Below are 19,145 nucleotides of genomic sequence, written 5' to 3'. Positions count from 1 at the left end.
GTTTACCGCCCGAGCACCTCCGACGGAAGACGCCGACCATGCTGGACAGCGAAAACGCCCACCTACTGCCCCCGGGGCTGACTCTGGCGTGGGGAGTCACGCCGGCGAGCCGGCGCGGCCCGAAACCGGCGCACAGCATCGGCCAGATCGTCGAGGCCGCCGTCGAACTGGCGGACGACGACGGCCTTGCGGCGGCGTCGATGCCGAACATCGCCGCCCAGCTCGGTTTCACCACCAACGCGCTGTACCGCTACGTCAGCTCCAAGGAGGAATTGACGGTCTTGCTCGCCGACGCTGGCTGGGGACCGCCACCAGGCGACCTCGTCCGTGACGGCGACTGGCGTGCCACCGCCAAGGCATGGGCGCAAGCCGCGATCGACCGGTACCGCACTCGGACCTGGTTGCTGGACATCCCCTTGCGGGGCGCGCCGGTCACACCGAACCTGTTGCGCTGGATGGAGATCCTGCTCCAGGCGCTCGCCGGGACCGGGCTGGCGCACGGCGAGCTGTTCGGCAGCGCCCTGCTGCTGGACGGCTTCGCACGCAGCGCCGCGGCGCGGGCCCGTGGCCAGACCGAAGGTCACATCACGGCCGAACGGACCGCCGCCATGCAGGCGTTCCTCGAACCCCTGCTGAAAGGCGGTGGGTACCCGCTCGTGGCCTCGATGATGTCCGACGGCCGGTTCTGGGAGGTATCCGAAGTGGACTTCGGACTGGACCGGCTGCTGGACGGCATCGAGGCACACAGCAGTACTCACAGCGACGACAGCCAGTCGTGCACTGCCTGAGCGGTCGTCGCCGCGTCACCCTCGACCACACTGAAGTGATCACCGGGAATCCTGAGCACGGCGTCGGCCCGGGTCCAGGTCGACTGCCAGGTACGCGGGTCGTCGTCCACCCGGCCGGCCTCGTCGCCCTGCGTGCTGAACCGCTTCTCCGGCAACAGCAACGCGGTCGGCGCGGTGACCCCGGCCAGTTCGATGTCCTCGATGAGGGCAAGGTAACGGGCCATCGCGGTGAGCTTGGCCCGGTCGAACGGCCCGTACTGCTCCTCACGCTCAAGGATGCCGGTCGCCATGTCGGACACGGTGTCCGCGACCTCGTCGCCACTTTCGTCCACTGAGTAGGTGTCCAGCAGGACCACCGCAGCGACCGGGTGACCGGCCCGCTCCAGGTTCGCGGCCACCGCATAGGCGAGGATGCCACCGGACGAGTGTCCGAGCAGTGCGACGGGCTCGCCACCCGCGGCCTGCCGGGCGCTTTCCGCCAGCATTTCGACGATCGCGCCGGCACTGGCCGCAAGCGGCTCGCCTGCCAGGAAACCAGGGATCGGCAGCGCGGCAACGCCACGCCGTCCCCGCAGGTGCGATGCCAGCTTCGCGTACTGGTATGCGCCGCCCATCCCGGCCGGTGTCGGCAGGCACAGGACCTTGCGCTGGTCAGCCGGGCCTTCGGCGAGCCGGATCGGCTTCGGCGGATCGGCAAGGTCGGCCATGCTTTCGAACGACGGGCGCAGGTTGGCTGCCAACGCCAGCAGCGCGACGCCGTCCTGCACCCTGCCTGCCCGCACCGATTCGACGAACAACTGCTTGAGCCCGTCAGCCTCGGCAGCCCGCTCCTGCTCGCCCGGCTCAAGAGCCTGACGCAGGTGCGTGGCGAGGCCGACTGGCGTCTGGTAGTCGAAGGCCACCGCTGCGGGCAGTTTCAACCCGGTCACGGCATTGATGTTGTTGCGCAGCTGAACCGCGGTGAGCGAGTCGAAGCCGGCCTCAAGGAAGTGCGCGTCCGGGTCGATCACGTCCGAGTCGCTGTAGCCGAGCAATGCCGCGGCGTGGTCGAGCACGAACGTCCGGAGCGTCTTGTCCTGCTGCTCCCCCGTTTGACCGGCCAACTGCTGGCGCAGTGTCATCGTGTCCACGGCAGCAGGTGCCGCCGTTCGCCTGCTTGTCCTACCGGCAGTCTTGTTGCCCCGTTTGGCGTTCCGGGTGCTGATCGGCTTCGGCTTGCGGAGCGCCAAGGAGTCGACCTTGGCGACCGGCGCGCCGGAGTGATCGGTCAGCACAAGCGCGACCTTGTCCCGGCCAGCTGGCGTGACGCGGACTCGCAGCGCCGCCGCCCCTGTGGCGTACAGGGTGACGCCCGTCCACTCGAAGGGCGCCTTGGTCTTGTCCATCTTGGACAGACCGATCGTGTGCAACGCCGCGTCCAGCACGGCGGGGTGCAGACCGAACCGGTCCGCCTGCACGTCGAGGACGACCTCGGCGAACACATCGTCACCAGCGCGCCAGGCGGCACGCAGGCCCCGCTCGTCATAAAGCTCTGTCACATCGATGGGCACCGCACCCGCAGGCGGCCACTGCGTATCCACGGCGGGCTCGTCTGCGATGTCCGTCGACAGGAGGCCGTCGGCGTGGCAGGTCCATGATCCGGTGTCGTTCAGCCTGGAATGGATCGTCACCGGCCGCTCACCGGACGGGTCCGGCTCACCGACAACGACCTGGATCTGTGCTTTGGCATCGTCGGCCAGCACCAGCGGCGCGCGCTGGGTCAGCTGGGAAAGCCGCCCGCAGCCTGTCTCGTCCCCGGCCTGGATCGCCAGCTCGACGAAACCTGCCCCAGGGAACACGACCGTGCCATCGATGGTGTGATCGGCCAGCCACGGCTGGGCTGCCGTCGACAATTGCCCGGTCAGCACGACCGTCGAGGAGTCCGCGACCGTGAGCGACGCGCCGAGCAGCGGATGGCGGGTCGCGTTCAGTCCGGACGAGCCCAAGTCGCCCTTGGCCCGGCGTGCGTCCATGTCCACGTCCGGCCAGAAACGCGTGCGGTGGAAGGCGTAGCCCGGCAGCGGCACAATCCGTGCGCCGCGTCCGGCGAAGAGCCGTTTCGGGTCCAGACCCGCCCCGATCGCGTACAACCGCCCAGCGGCCGACTGCACCGCTGTCACCTCAGGTTGGTCCTTGCGCAGCACAGGCACGAACGCGACGTCGTCGGTGTCGGGCACGATCGCCTGCGCCAACGCGGAGAGCACGCCGTCCGGCCCCAGCTCCACGTAGCGGTGCACGCCGTCGGCCTGCAAAGTCCGCACACCGTCGAGGAACCGCACTGTGCGACGGACATTGTCGACCCAGTACCCGGGATCGCGCATCTCCTCGCCCACCAGCGCACCGGTCACTGTGGACACCACAGTGAAGCGGGGCTCCTGATAGGTCAGCTCCTCGGCGATCTCACGCAACTCGTCGAGCATGTCGTCCATGAGCGAGGAATGCACGGCACTGCCGATGTCCAGACGGCTGGTCCGCCTGCCCTGAGCGGTGAAGGACTCGACAACCGCTTGTACCGCCTGCTCCTGGCCGGACACCACAACCGCGCGGGGCCCGTTGACCGCCGCGATGTCGGCACCGGCATCGAGTACCGCCGCGACCTCGTCCTCGGTCGCCTCGATCGCGAACACCACACCAGCGCGCATCTCCTGCATCAACTGCCCGCGGTTGGCTGTCAACTTGACCGCGTCGTCCAACGACAGCACGCCTGCCACATGGGCAACGGCAATCTCGCCGACAGAATGGCCGAGCAGCACGTCAGGCCGCTGTCCCCACGATTCCAGCAGACGGAACAGAGCGACCTCGATGGTGAACATCGCAGCCTGGGCGTACGTCGTCTGCTCAAGCAGTTGCGCGGTCACCGAACCAGCTTCGGCGAACAGCACATCGCGCACCGAGGTGCCGAGATGTGTCTCGAACCGTGCGCTTATCGCATCGATCTCCTGCGCGAAAACAGGGAAAGCGTTGTGCAGAGCACTGCCCATACCGGCGCGCTGGGCGCCCTGGCCTGGGAACAGGAACGCCGTCTTGCCGGCTGAACGTGCCCGGCCGGTCACCGCTGTACCGGCGTCTTGCGCCAAAGTGGACAGTCCGGCGAGCAGTTCGTCGCGGTCAGCCCCGGCCACAGCCGCCCGGAACTGGAACTCCGACTGACGGGAGGCAAGCGAGTATCCGACGTCCACCAGGTCGAGCTCAGGATGCTTGGTCAGGTGCGCCAACAGGGCGTCTGCCTGGTCGGGCAGCGCGGCCTTGGTACGCGCCGACAGCACCAACGGCGGCAGCACATTCGCGCCGTCAGGGATGGCGGCGGGTTCCGGAGCTTCTTCGACCAGTGGGGTCGCGGCTGCTTGTTCGAGAATGACGTGGGCATTGGTTCCGCTGTAACCGAAGGACGACACACCCGCGCGGCGCGGACGAGCCACATCCGGCCAAGGCGTCGTCTCCTCCAGCAACCGGACCGCACCCGATGACCAGTCGACTTCCGGCGTCGGCTCGTTCACGTGCAAGGTCTTGGGCATCTGGCCGTTGCGCAGCGCCAGCACCATCTTGATCAGGGCAGCCACACCGGCCGCGGCCTGGGTGTGCCCGATGTTCGACTTGATCGACCCCAGCCACAACGGCCGGTCCGCAGGCCTGTCAGCGCCGTACGTAGCCAGCAGCGCGGACGTCTCGATGCGGTCGCCCAGCGGCGTGCTGGCGCCGTGACCCTCAACGATGTCCACCTCGGACGGCTGGAGGCCGGCGACGGCCAGTGCCCGCCGGATCAGCCGCTCCTGCGCGGGTGCACTCGGCGCCGTGAGGCCGTTGGACGCGCCATCGGCGTTCACCGCGGTGGACCGGATCACAGCGAGGATGTCGTGTCCGTTCTGCTCAGCATCGGAAAGCCGCTCCACCACAAGCACACCGACGCCCTCGCCCCAGCCGAACCCGTCGGCGTCCGCGGAGTACGGCTTGCACCGGCCGTTGCGGGCCACTGCGCCGTCGACGAAGTGCGCGAACGGCACCGGCGACGTGATCGCGGACACGCCGCTGACAAGCGCCAGTGAGCAGTCCCCGCTGTGCAATGCCTGCACGGCCTGGTGCAGCGCCACGAGCGCGGACGAGCATGCGGTGTCCACTGACACAGCGGGGCCTTCCAAGCCGAACGCGTACGCGACGCGGCCGGATACCACGCTGTTCAGCGCGCCGGATCCGCGGTGCATCCCGCTCTGCTCGGTCTCGCCCGGGTCGTAGTCGGACTGCATCACGCCGACGAACACGCCGGTCTGGCTGCCCTTCAACCGCAACGGGTCGATCCCGGCACCCTGCAGTGCCTGCCAGGTGGACTCCAGCAGCATCCGTTGCTGCGGCTCCATCATCACGGCCTCGTTCGGGCTGATGCCGAAGAACGCGGCGTCGAAGTCGGTGGCGTCGTAGACGAATCCGCCCTGCGGGGTGCCGCCGTCGGGAGCGACGAGGTCCATCCAGTGGTCCATGTCCCACGCGCGGTCGGCCGGGAAGTCTGTGATCCCGTCGGTGCCCGAGGCGACCAGGTCCCACAGCTGGCCCGGATTCGTCACCCCGCCGGGGAACCGGCAGGCCATGCCGACGATCGCGATCGGCTCGTCGGACGCGATCCGGATGGTCGTGGCCGTGTCGTCCTGAGCTTCAAGGTCGCCGAGCAGCGCCTCGTACAGGTGTGCGGCGAGGTCGTTGGCGGTCGGGTAGTCGAACACCAGCGTCGACGACAGCGACAACCCAGTGGCCTCGTTGAGCCCGTTGCGCAGCTCCACCGCGGTGAGCGAGTCGAAACCGAGGTCCTTGAACACGCGCTCCGGGTCGAACAGTTCGGTCGAGCTGTGGCCGAGCACCTTCGCCGCGTGGGTGATCACGAGTTCGCGCAGCCGGTCCATACGCTGCGTCGCGGGAAGCCGGATCAGCTTGCCCAGCAACGAATCCACACCGGCAGCGCGGTCGGAGACCGTGCGGCGGGCCGCAGGCACCAGGCCACGCAACAGGTCGGGCACGGCACCGGAGGCACGCATTCCAGCCAGGTCCAGCTTGATCGGCACCAGTACCGGCTCGGATGCGGCGGTCGCCGCGTCGAACAGGGCCAGGCCGTCCTCAGGTGTCAACGCGTCGAGGCCCCGCTTGCCTTTCACGTCAGCGGCCATGCCCTCGACACCATCGGCCGACTCCCACATGCCCCAGGCCAACGAGTGCGCCGGCAGACCGTTCGCACGCCTGAACTGCGCGAGGGCGTCAAGGAAGGCGTTCGCGGCGGCATAGTTCGCCTGCCCTGGCGCGCCGAGCACACCAGCAGCAGAGGAGAACGTCACGAAAGCGGCATCGGCCGGGGTCAGCTCGTGCAGATTCCAGGCAGCGTCTGCCTTCGGGCCGAACACCGCGTCCATCCGCTGCGGGGTGAGCGACGAGAGCACTCCGTCGTCGAGGACGCCAGCCGTGTGCACGACCGCGGCAAGCCGGTGTTCGGTCAGCAGCGCTACGACGGCGTCGCGGTCGGCAAGGTCACAAGCGGCAACCGAGACCTCGGCACCGAGCTCGGTCAATTCCGCGACCAGTTCGTCGGCTCCGGGCGCTGCTGCCCCTCGCCTGCTGACCAGCAGCAACTTCTGTACGCCGTGCTGGCGCACCAGGTGCCGGGCCACCAGCCGGCCGAGCGCGCCCGTCCCGCCGGACACCAGCACGGTGCCCTCAGCGGACCAGTCCGGCGCGACGGCGTCCGAGACGGCCGCGGCACGTGCCAGGCGCGGCACCTGGATGACGTCGCCACGCAGCGCCACTGCCGACTCGTCCATCGCCAGGATCGCGGCGAGCTGCCCAGGCGTGGGCTCGGTGTCGGCGTCTACCAGCACCAAACGTCCTGGGTTCTCGACCTGTGCCGAGCGAACGAGACCGGCCACCGCAGCGCCGGCGAGGTTGGTGAGCGTCTCGCCGGGCAATGCCACCGCACCCTGCGTCAGCACCACTATCGGTGTGGAGTTCTCCTCAGCCAGCCGCGCCTGCAGCTCAGCCAGCACGTGATGTATCCCGGCACGGGCCGATTCGGCGTCCGTACCAGTGTCCACACACAACACTCCGTAGTCGGCCTCAGCTGCCTGAGGCAGGGCGGCAGGCACCCAGTCCACCCAGAACAGGGAATCGGACGTGGCGTCCGGGCGTGAGCGGGCCGCGGCCAACTGCTCCTCGGAAATCCCGCGCAGTGTCAGCGTCTCCACCGATGCGACCGGAACGCCACTGGTGTCGGCCAGACGCAGCGCAACAGTGCTGTCACCCGTCGGCCGGACGTGTACCCGGACCGCAGCCGCACCGGCGGCCAGCAGTTCCACATTGGACCATGAGTAGGGCAGGTTGGTGCCCTCACCGGCGGCCGAGCTCAGCCCGATGGCGTGCAGCGTGGCGTCGAACACCGCGGGATGCAGCCCGAACGTCTCGGCTCCCGCCTTGGCGTTGTCCGGAAGGCTCACCTCGGCGAAGATCTCCTCGCCGTGCCGCCATGCCGCCCGCACCCCCTGGAACACCGGGCCGTACCCGATCCCCTGCTCGGCCAGCATCTCGTACATGCCGTCGATGTCGATCGCGTCGGCGCCCGCAGGCGGCCATGCGCTCAGGTCGAACGGCTCGGTCGTCGGCTCTGCGGCGAGCATGCCGCTGGCGTGCTGGGTCCATGCGGCGGTTGCGGCGAGATCGTCGGCGCGCGAGTAGATGTTCAGCGAGCGGGAGCCGTTCTCGGTTGGGGTACCGACCCGCACCTGGATGCGGACAGCGCCCTTCTCGGGCAGCACGAGCGGCGCGTGCAGGGTCAACTCCTGGACTCGTGCACACCCGGTCTGGTCGCCGGCTCGGATCGCCAGCTCCAGGAATGCCGTGCCGGGCAACAAAATCGAGCCACCGAGAGCGTGGTCGGCCAGCCACGGGTGGGTGGCGACCGAGATCCGTCCGGACAGCACGATTCCGTCGGCGTCGGCGAGCAGTGTCGCCGCAGCGAGCAGGGGGTGGTCCACCGGGTCGAGACCGACCGAGGTGACGTCGCCCGCGCCGGACGAGGCCTCCAGCCAGAACCGCTCCCGCTGGAAAACGTAGGTGGGCAACGCCGCCGGTGTCGCGCCACGGGACTGGTAGTAGGACTTCCAGTCCGGCGACGCACCGCGCACATGCAGTGTGGCGAGCGCGTTGGCGATGGCGACGTCCTCAGGCACGTCTCGGCGCAGAGCAGCCACCGAAACAACGGATTCCGGCGAGCCGGCCAGCGACTGCGGCACAACAGCGGTCAGGGGCGCGTCCGGGCCGAGTTCCAGGAACCGGTTGGCACCCAACGCTTGCAGAGCGCGGACCGCGTCGGAGAACCGGACGGTGTCGCGAACGTTGCGCACCCAGTACTCCGGATCGCACAGCTCGCGGTCGACCAGCGCTCCGGTGACGCTGGAGACGACGTCCAGATCCGGGTCCACATAGGTCACCCGCTTGGCCACGGCGCGGAACTCGGCCAGCATCGGCTCCATCAGCCGGGAGTGGAACGCGTGCGACACACGCAGCCGGGTCGTCCGCCTGCCCTCGGCCTCGAACTGTGCGGCCACCGCGAGGACGGCGTCTTCTTCGCCGGAGATCACCACTGAGCGAGGACCGTTGACAGCAGCGATGTCCACGGTTCCTGCTCGCGCGGCGACTTCGTCAGGCGTGGCCTCAATCGCCACCATCGCCCCGCCCGCAGGCAATGCCTGCATCAACCGGCCGCGTGCGGCGACCAACGCGGCCGCATCCGACAGGGAGAAGACGCCCGCGCAGTGTGCCGCGGCCAATTCACCGATCGAGTGCCCGCACAGGAAATCTGGCTTCAGGCCCCACGATTCGGCCAGACGGAAGAGCGCGACCTCGACCGCGAACAGAGCGGCCTGGGTGTAACCAGTCTGTGCCAAAGCTTCCGGGTCTTCGTCGATCACCGTGCGCAGCGGCCGGTCGAGGTGCTCGTCCAGCGCCTCGCACGCGGCACGGTACGCCTCGGCGAACGCCGGGAACGATGCCGCCAGCTCGCGTCCCATCCCGGTGCGCTGAGATCCCTGACCGGAGAACAGGAACGCGGTCGTGGACTCGCCACGGGCGACGCCGGTGAAGGTCCCAGTGACGGGCTCCCCCGCCGCCAGGCCTTCCAGCCCGGTCATCAATTCCTCAAGATCATGACCGACGACGACGGCACGGTGCTCAAGGTGCGTGCGTTGGGCGGCCAACGTGTATGCGGTGTCGAGCGGAGGCAGTTCGGGGTGCTCACGCACGTAGCCGGCGAGCCGCTCGCATTGTGCGCGAAGGGCTTTCGGGGTACGGCCGGACAGTGTCAGCGCGATCGCGGCACTGTCCCGCGGCACGTCCCCGGTCTCAGCTGGCTCCGGTGCCTCCTCGAGGATCACGTGCGCGTTGGTACCACTCAGCCCGAAGCAGGACACGGCGGCGCGGCGAGGATGCCCGTTGCGCGGCCACTGCATCGCCTCGGTGAGCAGCTCCACCTTGCCGGCAGCCCAGTCGACGTGCCGGGTCGGCTTGTCCACGTGCAACGTCTTGGGCATCAAGCCGTTCTGCAGCGAGAGCACGACCTTCATCACCCCGGCCACGCCGGACGCGGCCTGGGTGTGCCCGATGTTGGACTTGATCGCACCAAGCCGGAGCGGCTCCTCGCGCTTCTGGCCGTAGGTGGCCAGAAGGGCCTGTGCCTCAATGGGGTCGCCGAGCGTGGTGGCAGTACCGTGTGCCTCGACCATGTCGATCTGGTCGGCGGTCAGACGGGCGTTGGCGAGCGCCTGACGGATCAGTTTCTGTTGCGCGGGACCGTTCGGCGCGGTCATACCGTTGGACGCGCCGTCCTGGTTGATCGCGCTGCCGCGGATGACCGCGAGGATCGGGTGGCCGTTGCGCCGCGCGTCGGAAAGTTTCTCCAGCACCAGCATTCCGCAGCCCTCGGACCAGCCGGTACCGTCGGCGGAGTCGGCGAACGTCCGGCAGCGGGCACCCCGGGACAGTGTGTTGTCCAGGCTGAACTCGACGAAGGTACGCGGGGTCGACATCACCGACACACCGCCGGACAGCGCCAGCGTGCACTCCCCCGTGCGTAGCGCCTGAACCGCCATGTGCAGCGTGACAAGCGAGGACGAGCACGCGGTGTCGACCGTGACCGCCGGGCCTTCCAGCCCGAACGTGTAGGACAACCGGCCGGACACGACACCGGAAGAGCCGTAGCTGCCTGGGTAGTTGTGGTACATGACGCCGGCGAAGACGCCAGTGGGGCTGCCCTTGACCGAATGCGGCGGGATTCCGGCCCGCTCCAAGGCTTCCCACGAGGTCTCCAGCAGCAGACGTTGCTGCGGATCCATCAGCAGGGCCTCACGCGGGCTGATCCCGAACAGGTCCGCGTCGAAGTCCGGGGCGTCGTGCAGGAAACCGCCCTCCCGCACGTAGCTGGAGCCTGGCCGCTCACCTGTGGGGTCGTAGAGCCGGTCGAGGTCCCACCCGCGGTTGGCGGGGAACTCCCCGATCGCGTCGACGCCGTCGGCGACCAGCCGCCACAGCTGCTCCGGAGTGCTCACCCCGCCGGGGAACCGGCACGCCATCCCGACGATGGCGATCGGCTCCCGGCCGGCGTCGGCGAGCTTGCGATTCTGCTCACGGAGCCGCTCGGTCTCCTTGAGCGACGCACGGAGCGCACCGACCAGTTTATCCTCGGACTTGCTCACGTGTCCTCTTTTCTCCCGCAGCTCACTGTGGAACTTGCCGGCACCCGGACGAGTCACATTCCACCGGCCACGATGCCGACGTCCGTGCCGCCACAACACCCCTATCGGTCGCCGACCACTAGCCGCCGGCGCGCCGCGAGTCCGCGAAACTCCCCCTACCGGAAGGCCGGCCCGGATCGTGGTCGTCCTCTTTAGATCCCGTTTAGGGGTTGCTGGCGGACAGGCCTGCTTGATTCGCTTTGCCAATCAACCAAACGACGGGTCGAGGAACATTTTTGTTCGCCAATTCAGGCGATTGTCCGGTTCTCGGTACGTCGCCCGTGTGAAAGCGTGAGGCTGGGATCGGTATGCGCAGGACGATACAAAGGCTGCTCGTAGTGGCCGCGCACGGCGACGACGAGACGTTGGGCGCCGGCGGCACAATCGCCAAGCTGGCCGACGAGGGGGTCACGGTCGCACTCTGTGTGCTGACCAACGACGACGGTTCACGCTCGGAGTCGGGAAACGGGGTCACCAACCGTATCTCGGCCATCGAGCTGGCCGCGAAAATTCTTGGCATCGAACGGATCCAGGTCAACGAGTTCGGCGACAACCGGCTGGACACCGTGGGCCATCTGGAACTCAACCGGGTGGTGGAGCGCGAGGTCCGCGACTTCGAGCCGGACACCATCTTCACCACGAGCATGGCCGACCTGAGCGTCGACCACCAGCTCGTCAGCCGGGCCGCGCGGGTCGCCGGCCGCCCCGGCAAAGGCAGTGTCAAACAGATCAGGGCCTACGAGATCCGGTCGGCCACCGACATCGGTGAGGCGTCCGGACTGCAGCCGGGCTTCCGGCCCAATTGCTGGGAGTCGCTCGACGAACAGCATGTGGACCGCAAGCTGGAAGCTTTGCGTGCCTACGGCAAGGAGCTTGAGGAGTGGCCGAACCCGCGCAGTGAGCGCGGTGTGCGGGCACTTGCCGAATATCGCGGTTCACAGGTGGCCACCGGTCTGGCCGAGGCGTTCGAGATCGTCCGGACCGTGCACCAGTGATCACGAAAACCGGGATCAGGGGAAGCATTTGCCGCTTCGCGCGACCCGCTGCGGGTCTGGCCAAAGGGAAGCATTTCTACGTGGGGAACTTCACAGCAGAGGCGGTTGAGAGGAAATGACTCAGGCTATTGTCGAGACCGGCGTTCCAGCCGGACTGGAGAGGTTTTCGTCAGTCGCCGTCATCGGGATGGGCTATGTCGGTCTGCCGACCGCGCTCGGCCTGCACGAGGGCGGGATCACCGTGATCGGCATCGACCGCGACCAGCGCCGCGTCGACGCCATCCGGGCAGGCGACGTCGACCTGATCGAGGCCGACCACCGGCGGCTGGAGAAGTCGCTCTACCAGGAGACCTTCCAGCTGACCACCGACGGCGCCCGGATGGCCGAGGCGGACGCGGTCCTGGTGTGCGTGCCGACCGGGCTGGACCCGTACCTGCTGCCGGACCTGCGTCCGCTCAGCGGCGCGTGCGAGGCGCTCGTGGCCTACGCGCAGCCTGGCCAGACCCTCATCCTGACGTCGACCAGCTACGTCGGCACGTGCTCACAGATGCTGGTGAAGCCGTTGCGGGCAAGGGGTTTCACGATCGGTGAGGACATCTTCGTCGCATCGAGCCCCGAGCGGATCGACCCGGGCAACGTCACCCACACGCAGGCGGAGACGCCGCGCGTGCTCGGCGGCGTGACCGCGAAGTGCACCTCGATGGCCGAGCGTGTCATACGAACGCTCACCCCGGCCGTGCACACGGTGAACTCGCCGGAAGCCGCCGAGATGACCAAGCTGTACGAGAACACGTTCCGTGCGGTGAACATCTCGCTGGCCAACGAGTTCGCCGAGATCTGCGCCGGGTTCGACATCGACCCGGTCGAGGTCACCAACGCCGCGGCCACCAAGCCCTACGGTTTCATGCCCTTCTACCCCGGACCGGGCGTCGGCGGGCACTGCATCCCCTGCGACCCGCACTACCTGCTGTGGCAGCTGCGTTCCACGCAGACCACCGCACCGCTGGTCACCCAGGCGATGAACGCGATCGCCGACCGGCCCAGGCAGGTCGTCGACCGGGTGCTCAACACGCTCTCGGCCATCGGCAAGGGAATGGCCGGCACCCGGATCGTCGTGGTCGGCGTGACCTACAAGCCCGGTGTACAGGACGTTCGCGCCTCGTCCGCGCTGGACATCATCGACCTGCTCGTCGAAAAGGGCGCCAAGGTCGGCTACTACGACCCCCTGGTGCCCACGTTGCAGCCGTCGAACGGCACCTGGCTGGAGAGCACGGTCCAGCCCAACGGCGGCGACTGGGACGTCGCACTGATCCACACCGTCCACCCCGGACACGACTACGAATGGGTCACGCACTGCGAGACGGTCGTAGACGCCACATACCGGTTCTCCCCGGCTGACTCCCGCATGCGCCTGCCGGCGTGAGCGCACCGCAAGAAAGGACTGACCATTGCGTTGCCTGATCACCGGCGGTGCCGGTTTCATCGGTTCACACCTCACCGAGCATCTGCTCGGGCTCGGCCACGAGGTGGTCGTGCTCGACGATCTCAGCACGGGTACCAAGGACAATCTCGCCGCGGTCGCCGGCCACCCGGGATTCCGCTTCGTCGAAGGTTCCATTGTGGACGCGGCCACTGTCGACTCGTGCATGGACGGGGTCGACGCGATCTACCACATGGCCGCCGCGGTCGGCGTGTTCACCATCCTGGACAAGACGCTCGACAGCCTGCGTACCAACCTGCACGGCACCGAATCGGTGCTGGAGGCCGCGTTGCGCCACGACGTCCCCATCCTGGTGGCGTCGACCAGCGAGATCTACGGCAAGAACACCTCCGACGGGCTCACTGAGGAGTCCGACCGGATCATCGGCTCGCCGTTGAAGAACCGGTGGTCGTACGCGGAGGCCAAGGCTCTCGACGAGACGTTCGCCTACCTGTACGCCGCCGAGTACGGCCTGCGCACAGTCATCGTCCGGCTGTTCAACACGGTCGGTCCCCGCCAGACCGGCCGCTACGGCATGGTCGTGCCACGCTTCGTCGACCAGGCCCTGGCCGGCGAGCCGATCACGGTGTTCGGCGACGGCCAGCAGACCCGCTGCTTCTGTCACGTGCACGACGTCGTGCCCGCGCTGGTGGCCCTGCTGGCCGACGAGTCGGCGCACGGCACGGTGTTCAACCTCGGCAGCAACGAGCAGACCACCATCCTCGAACTCGCCGACCGGGTGATCCAGGCGACCGGATCCACGAGCACCATTGTCAAGGTCCCCTACGAGCAGGCCTACGGGGCCGGATACGAGGACATGCAACGACGGATCCCGAACGCCCAGAAGGCCCGCGAGCAGATCGGCTTCCAGCCGCGCCGCATGCTGTCCGACATCATCAGCGACATCATCGCCGAGAAACGCGCACACTGAACGATTCTCAGCCCCTCGAGAGCCGGTCTGCCCGAACCTGGGTGACCGGCTCTCGAGGCATTTGCAGGACCTTCACAGGTCAGGTCCATGCTCTGTCATGGAGGCGGCCGCGTGGACGAGTGCGGGGTCTTCGGGCAGCGCGCTGCGGCCTGGTACGCCGAGCTTGCGATACACCCTCGTGAGGTGCTGTTCGACAGTGCTGACCGTGATGTACAGCGTGTTCGCGATCTGACGGTTCGTGTGGCCGAGTGCCGCGAGCTGGGCGACGCGCAGCTGTGCGTCGCTGAGCATGGTCGATTCCGGGGTTTCGGTGCTGGGTGGCGCCTCGGGTGCCCGGGCTCCCGTCGGCGCCGGCATCGGCCTGGGCGTGGGGACAGCGGCCCGCCTGCTGGGCCGGACGGGCTTGGCCTGGCCGGCGCCGTGCCGGAGCTGTCCCATCGCTTCCAACGTCCTGCCGAGCTCGAGATGGTCCCCAGCGGCCTTGAAGCAGGCGGCGGCGCGGCCGAGCAAGCCGGTCCGTTCCGCCGGTTTCCCCACCGAGGCAAGGATTCGCCACACCGTCGCGTGGGTGTAGGAGTCGGTCTTGGCCGCCATGGCGAGCTGCTGCTTGGCCAGTTCCACTGCCACACTGGGGTTTCCCAGGTGCAGGTTGGCCTCGGCGAGATCGGTGCGCCACGGGATGAGGGTCGGCATGTCGACGTCCCAGTCGCACATCCGCCGCCGGCAGTCCTGGAAATCGCTCACCGCGGCCAGAACCCGGTTGGTGGCCAGGTAGAAGTGACCGCGCGCACGCAGATAACGCAGGCCGCCCACGGTGTTCAGCGCGGCAGGGGGCACCGGGTGGCGCAGGATCTCGACGGCCGCCTTGACCGCACCTGTCGCCGTGTGCGCCATCAGCAGCGTGGTCAACGGATAGCAGATCGCCACACCCCAGTTGGCCGGGCTCAACATCGCCAACGCTCCCCTGGCCATTGCTACGGCCGCGTCGGCGTCACCCCGGCGCAGGATGATGCCCGCCCAGACAGCGTCCAGCATGGCCCGCCAAGCCACTGCGCCGCGTTGAGCCGCCTCCTCGCTGAGCGAGGCGCACCACCCCTCGGCGCGGTCGATCTTGTTGTCATACGCCAAAGCAAGGATCGCGGTTGCCAGCGCTTCCAATGTGGTGTCGGACAACCGGCAGTTCTGCAGGATGCGCTCCGCACAAGCCGACGTGTTGTCGTTGCCGCCGCTGTGCCAGACCGTGGCAAGGGTTCGAGCGGTGTGCTGCCACGGGTCCGCGTTCGGCGTCGCGGGTGCAGAGCTGTCCAGGGATGGGGCGGATCCGTAGTGCCATAAGGACGCCAGCGTCAATTCCGCGACAGTGCGGGATTCGACCGAGTCTTCCGAGTTGGTCAACGTCTCGAACGCGCCGCCGAAGGTCTCCCGCTCGCCGTACCACAGCGACTGCCGGACCTGCAGGGTCAGATCGTCGTGGTTCGGCTGCCGCAGCGACGCGAGGTACGACGACGCGCCCGACGGATTGACCCGCCACGTGATCTTCGCGAGCAGCCGGGTGATCGCCTCGCGCTCGGCGTCGTCCACGGCCAGCGACGCGGCCAGATTCAGGCAACGGGTGGCGAAATCCACGTCGTCGGTGAGCATCGCGTGCTCGGCGGCCTCGGTCAGTACGGTTGCCGACCACTCGGCGCCGGCCTCGCCCGCGGCCAGCAAGTGCGCGGCGACCTGTGGGGCGGCAACGGCTTGCTGGTGCTTCACCTCGGCAGCGCGCAGGTGCAGTTCGGACTTCGCCTCCCCGGGCAGGGCATCGAGGATCGCCGCGGTCACACTCGGGTGCCGGAACCGGCCGTCGGTGACCAGACCAAAGCCAGTCAGCACGCCCATCGCCGTCTCGGTGTCGTGCAGGCCAACGCCGCAGACGGTCGCGACAGCCTCAGTGTCGGTGTCCGTGTCGAGCACCGCGAGCGCGGTGGCGACCTCGTTGACCGGCGAACCCCACCTGTGCAGCAATGTCCGTACTGCTTGGCTGTAGCCGGCGCCCGCACAGGCGATGTCGCCGTCCTGGCGGTAGTCGTCGATCAAAGCGCTTGCCAGCAAGGGGTTTCCGGCGCTGAGCCGGTGGATCTCGGCGGCCAGCTGGTCAGGCGCTTCGGATTCGTCGATCAGTTCGGCGATCGCGGTGACCGTCATCGCTGTCAGCTCGACGTGGTGGTGCGGTTGTGTGGTGAAAGCGTTGCCCCGCCTCGGGTCGGACTGGTTCAGCACCATCAGCAGTCCGGCCGACCGGGTCCTGCGCTGCAACTGCAGCAGCAGCTGTAACGAGCTGTTGTCGACGTACTGCAGATCGTCGACCGCGATGAGTACGGCACGCTCACGGGCGAGTCGGTGCAACGCCCGGCAGACCTCCCCGATCTGCTCCTCGGCCGTACCGCCGGGAATGTCGCCGAACCGATCGGACAGTTCTGCCGGCAGTGCCGCATTCGCCAGCAACTGATCGATCACGCCGCCGTCGACCAGGCGCTCGTCGGCGGCTCCGGTCGCACTGAGCGTCAGGATTCCCGAAGTCGCCGCGTAATCGACGAACTCGTTGTGCACATGGGTCTTCCCACTCGCGGTTCCCCCGGTGATCAGGACGACGCTGCCGGTGCCTGATGAACACTCTGTGACCTTGTCACGAAGTAGGTCCAGCGTTTGCCTTGAGTCGATGTGATGGATCTTCCCCCAGGTCACGCCCATCGTAGCTCCTTTGACGGCGCGGTCGATACGGTGATGGCACCACGATGACAAGCACATCCAACCGCGACCTAAAGTCCCTCGAATGGCGTCACGGGCAATAGCGGACAGTAACCGAGGAGGTGTTTCAAGTAAGGGGTTGCCGGGTGCCCGTAACCCCTGAGCATCATGGACATATGGCAGCTCTGATCAAAGAATCCAGCCTGTGGATCCGCAGATTTCACGCTGTTGACGACGCACCCGTCCGGTTGGTCTGCTTTCCGCACGCCGGTGGTTCCGCCACCTTCTACTTCCCGCTGTCGCGGGCATTGACACCGCACGCCGAGATGGTGGCCGTGCAGTATCCCGGCCGCCAGGACCGCCGGGCCGAACGCTGCGTGGACGACCTGGGTGAGCTGGCCGACGGCATCGTCGACGACCTGCGAGCCTGGTCCGACCGGCCGATGGCCCTGTTCGGCCACAGCATGGGCGCAACGGTCGCCTACGAGGTCGCCAGACGCCTGGAACGGCACGGCACACGGGTGCTGGGCCTGTTCGCGTCGGCCTGCCGGGCCCCTGCCGTGCAACGGGTCGAATACGTCCACCAGCGCGACGAAGAGGGCCTGATCGCGGCTCTCCGGGAGCTCAGCGGCACCGATCCCGGCGTGCTGGGCGACGACGAACTGCTGCGCATGGTGCTGCCCGCGGTTCGTGGTGACTACAAAGCCGTTGAGACGTACCAGCATCAGCCCGGTGCCGAGCTGAGCTGCCCGATCCGGGTCCTTGTCGGCGACAACGACCCGGTGACCGAACTGCCGGAGGCGACCGCCTGGGCCGCCCACACCACCGCGTCGTGCGAGACGAAGGTGTTCCCCGGTGGTCATTTCTATCTGCACGCCCAGATCGAGCAGGTCCTGGCGGCGGTCGAGCGGCAGCTGACCGAGTGGTCGGCGCACCCCTATGTGTAGGGGTGGGCTAGCCCCATCTCTGGTTGGCCTGCGTCCCCACTGGTTGATCACACCCGATGCGGCGATGCTGGACACAGCAAGTTGAGAGCGACCGGCATCGAGCCTTCGGAGGCAGAGACAATGACCACGACAATCAACACCGCGGTCGGCGTAACCCAGCGGATGCTGCCGAACGGCCACCTGGAACTGGTCTGCCACACCACGCGCAGGCACGTCGAGTGCGCCCCGGCCGCCGCCGCCATGTGGATCATGCTCAAGCAGCACGACGGTGACATCGACCGCGCCGCGGCCATCCTGGCCGGCCACTGGAACGCAGACCCTGCGGAAGTCCGCTACGACATGGTCGTCCTGGTCGGCTCCCTGTGCGCGATCGGCCTGCTCACCGAGGCCTGACGACCCCTCTCCCGGCTGACCGGGGCCTGCCCGAGCCGGCCGGGAGAACGCCCGAGTCCCTACGGACTACGCGCAGCGCCAGACTGTTGGCTGGTACTGGCCGCCGTTGTAGCGGTAGCCGCCGATCGAGCCGTCGTCGCCGACGGTCTCCGTGCGGGCGTCGGTACCGAGGTTCGCTTCGAACGTACCGAGCCGCCACACACCCGAAGTGCCCGGCGATGAACTGATCTCGCCCTCGATCAGGCCGTCCCGGTTGATGGACCGCCCGGCCGTGCTGCCCGGCAGAGTACGCGGAACGCCGTCCTTGTCCCAGAACACGCCCTGAGTGCCGGCAGAGGTCGTGACCGTCCCGACCACCCTGCCGTTGGCGATGGCGTTCCCAAGCATGCTTGTCGCACCAGGGAGCCGGTTCAGCGGCGTGGTCACGCCGTCGCGCCACAGGTACGGCCAGGTGTTCCCATTGGCGTCCGGGATCCGCAGCAGGACGGTGCCGTTCTCGTCCAGATCCACGGCCAGGGCACCCACAGGTGCGCCCGCCAGTTCGACGACCTGGTCCGGCTGGCCCGCGGGCCAGCGCACCGCGACATCGGCCAGCTTGCCCGAGCGCCTGTCCGTGAGGCCGCCGACGACGTCACCTGTGTCGCTGATCGCGTACGCCTTGGAGTAGACGGCTTCGAGCGGTGCCGGCAGAGTTTCTATCGCGCCGCCGTTGGTACGGAAGGAACGTTGGGCGCCGAGGCTGCCGTTGTGCCGCGTGCCGACGAGTGTTCCCGCCCGGTTGGAGTCCTGGACCTGGCTCGCCGTGGTGTTCGGAATCGTGCCGTAGTCGGTGATTCCGCCGTTCTTCCAGGACACGACGTGTCTCGTGCTGTTCGCGGGGAACCAGGCCGTCCCCGAGTAGCCGCCCTGGTGGTCGGTCGCTTGGACCTGTGCCCATGTGGCGCCAATGGGCACAGCCAAGCTCGTCGCACTCCATGTGCACGCCGCTGCCGAAGCTGTGGCGGTGGGCAGAAGCACGGCCGTCGCTGTCAACGCGGCGCAGCAAAGCAGATGTAAACGTCCTCTCACGTTGCCTCCTGGTGTGATG

The 19,145-nt window shown here is 68.0% G+C and carries 8 protein-coding genes and 1 pseudogene; 6 read left to right on the top strand and 3 right to left on the bottom strand.

All coding sequences use genetic code 11. The features are described 5' to 3' along the window. Window positions 1-38: 38 nt before the first annotated feature. Window positions 39-788: a TetR/AcrR family transcriptional regulator gene (locus JOF56_RS37225; protein WP_209644114.1), complete on the top strand. Its 750-nt coding sequence runs from the start codon at window positions 39-41 to the stop codon at window positions 786-788. Here JOF56_RS37225 and JOF56_RS37220 read toward each other — a convergent pair. Then, window positions 755-10,522, bottom strand: a pseudogene (locus JOF56_RS37220) (SDR family NAD(P)-dependent oxidoreductase); the annotation flags it as partial. The gene JOF56_RS37225 and the pseudogene JOF56_RS37220 overlap by 34 nt on opposite strands. A 368-nt stretch (window positions 10,523-10,890) precedes the next feature. Between JOF56_RS37220 and JOF56_RS37215 the strand changes: the two are divergent. From JOF56_RS37215 to JOF56_RS37205, 3 genes are all read left to right on the top strand, one after another. Further along, the gene (locus JOF56_RS37215; protein WP_209644112.1) at window positions 10,891-11,577 is read left to right on the top strand and encodes a PIG-L deacetylase family protein; all 687 of its coding nucleotides are present in this window, start codon (window positions 10,891-10,893) and stop codon (window positions 11,575-11,577) included. Between the two features lie 115 nt (window positions 11,578-11,692). Then, complete coding sequence (locus JOF56_RS37210) at window positions 11,693-13,000, top strand: nucleotide sugar dehydrogenase (protein WP_209644111.1); 1,308 nt, start codon at window positions 11,693-11,695, stop codon at window positions 12,998-13,000. A gap of 25 nt (window positions 13,001-13,025) precedes the next feature. Beyond that, entirely contained in the window at window positions 13,026-13,988 is a 963-nt protein-coding gene (locus tag JOF56_RS37205; RefSeq protein WP_209644110.1) for an NAD-dependent epimerase/dehydratase family protein, read from the top strand. A 72-nt stretch (window positions 13,989-14,060) separates the two neighbouring features. On the opposite strand, the gene JOF56_RS37200 is transcribed toward JOF56_RS37205, so the two are convergent. Continuing rightward, on the bottom strand, window positions 14,061-16,721 hold the full coding sequence (locus tag JOF56_RS37200) for an AAA family ATPase (RefSeq protein WP_209644109.1): 2,661 nt from the start codon (window positions 16,719-16,721) through the stop codon (window positions 14,061-14,063). Window positions 16,722-16,894: 173 nt separating this feature from the next. On the opposite strand from JOF56_RS37200, the gene JOF56_RS37195 reads away from it, so the two are divergent. After that, window positions 16,895-17,665: a thioesterase II family protein gene (locus JOF56_RS37195; RefSeq protein ID WP_209644108.1), complete on the top strand. Its 771-nt coding sequence runs from the start codon at window positions 16,895-16,897 to the stop codon at window positions 17,663-17,665. 120 nt (window positions 17,666-17,785) lie between these two features. After that, the gene (locus JOF56_RS37190; RefSeq protein WP_209644107.1) at window positions 17,786-18,058 is read left to right on the top strand and encodes a hypothetical protein; all 273 of its coding nucleotides are present in this window, start codon (window positions 17,786-17,788) and stop codon (window positions 18,056-18,058) included. Between the two features lie 66 nt (window positions 18,059-18,124). Here JOF56_RS37190 and JOF56_RS37185 read toward each other — a convergent pair whose 3' ends face one another. Then, entirely contained in the window at window positions 18,125-19,018 is an 894-nt protein-coding gene (locus JOF56_RS37185) for a hypothetical protein (RefSeq protein ID WP_209644106.1), read from the bottom strand. Window positions 19,019-19,145: the final 127 nt, after the last annotated feature.

Source organism: Kibdelosporangium banguiense, from assembly GCF_017876405.1.
GTDB lineage: Bacteria > Actinomycetota > Actinomycetes > Mycobacteriales > Pseudonocardiaceae > Kibdelosporangium > Kibdelosporangium banguiense.
Note: the sequence above shows the minus strand (reverse complement) of the source record. Positions and strands in the feature narration are given on the sequence as shown.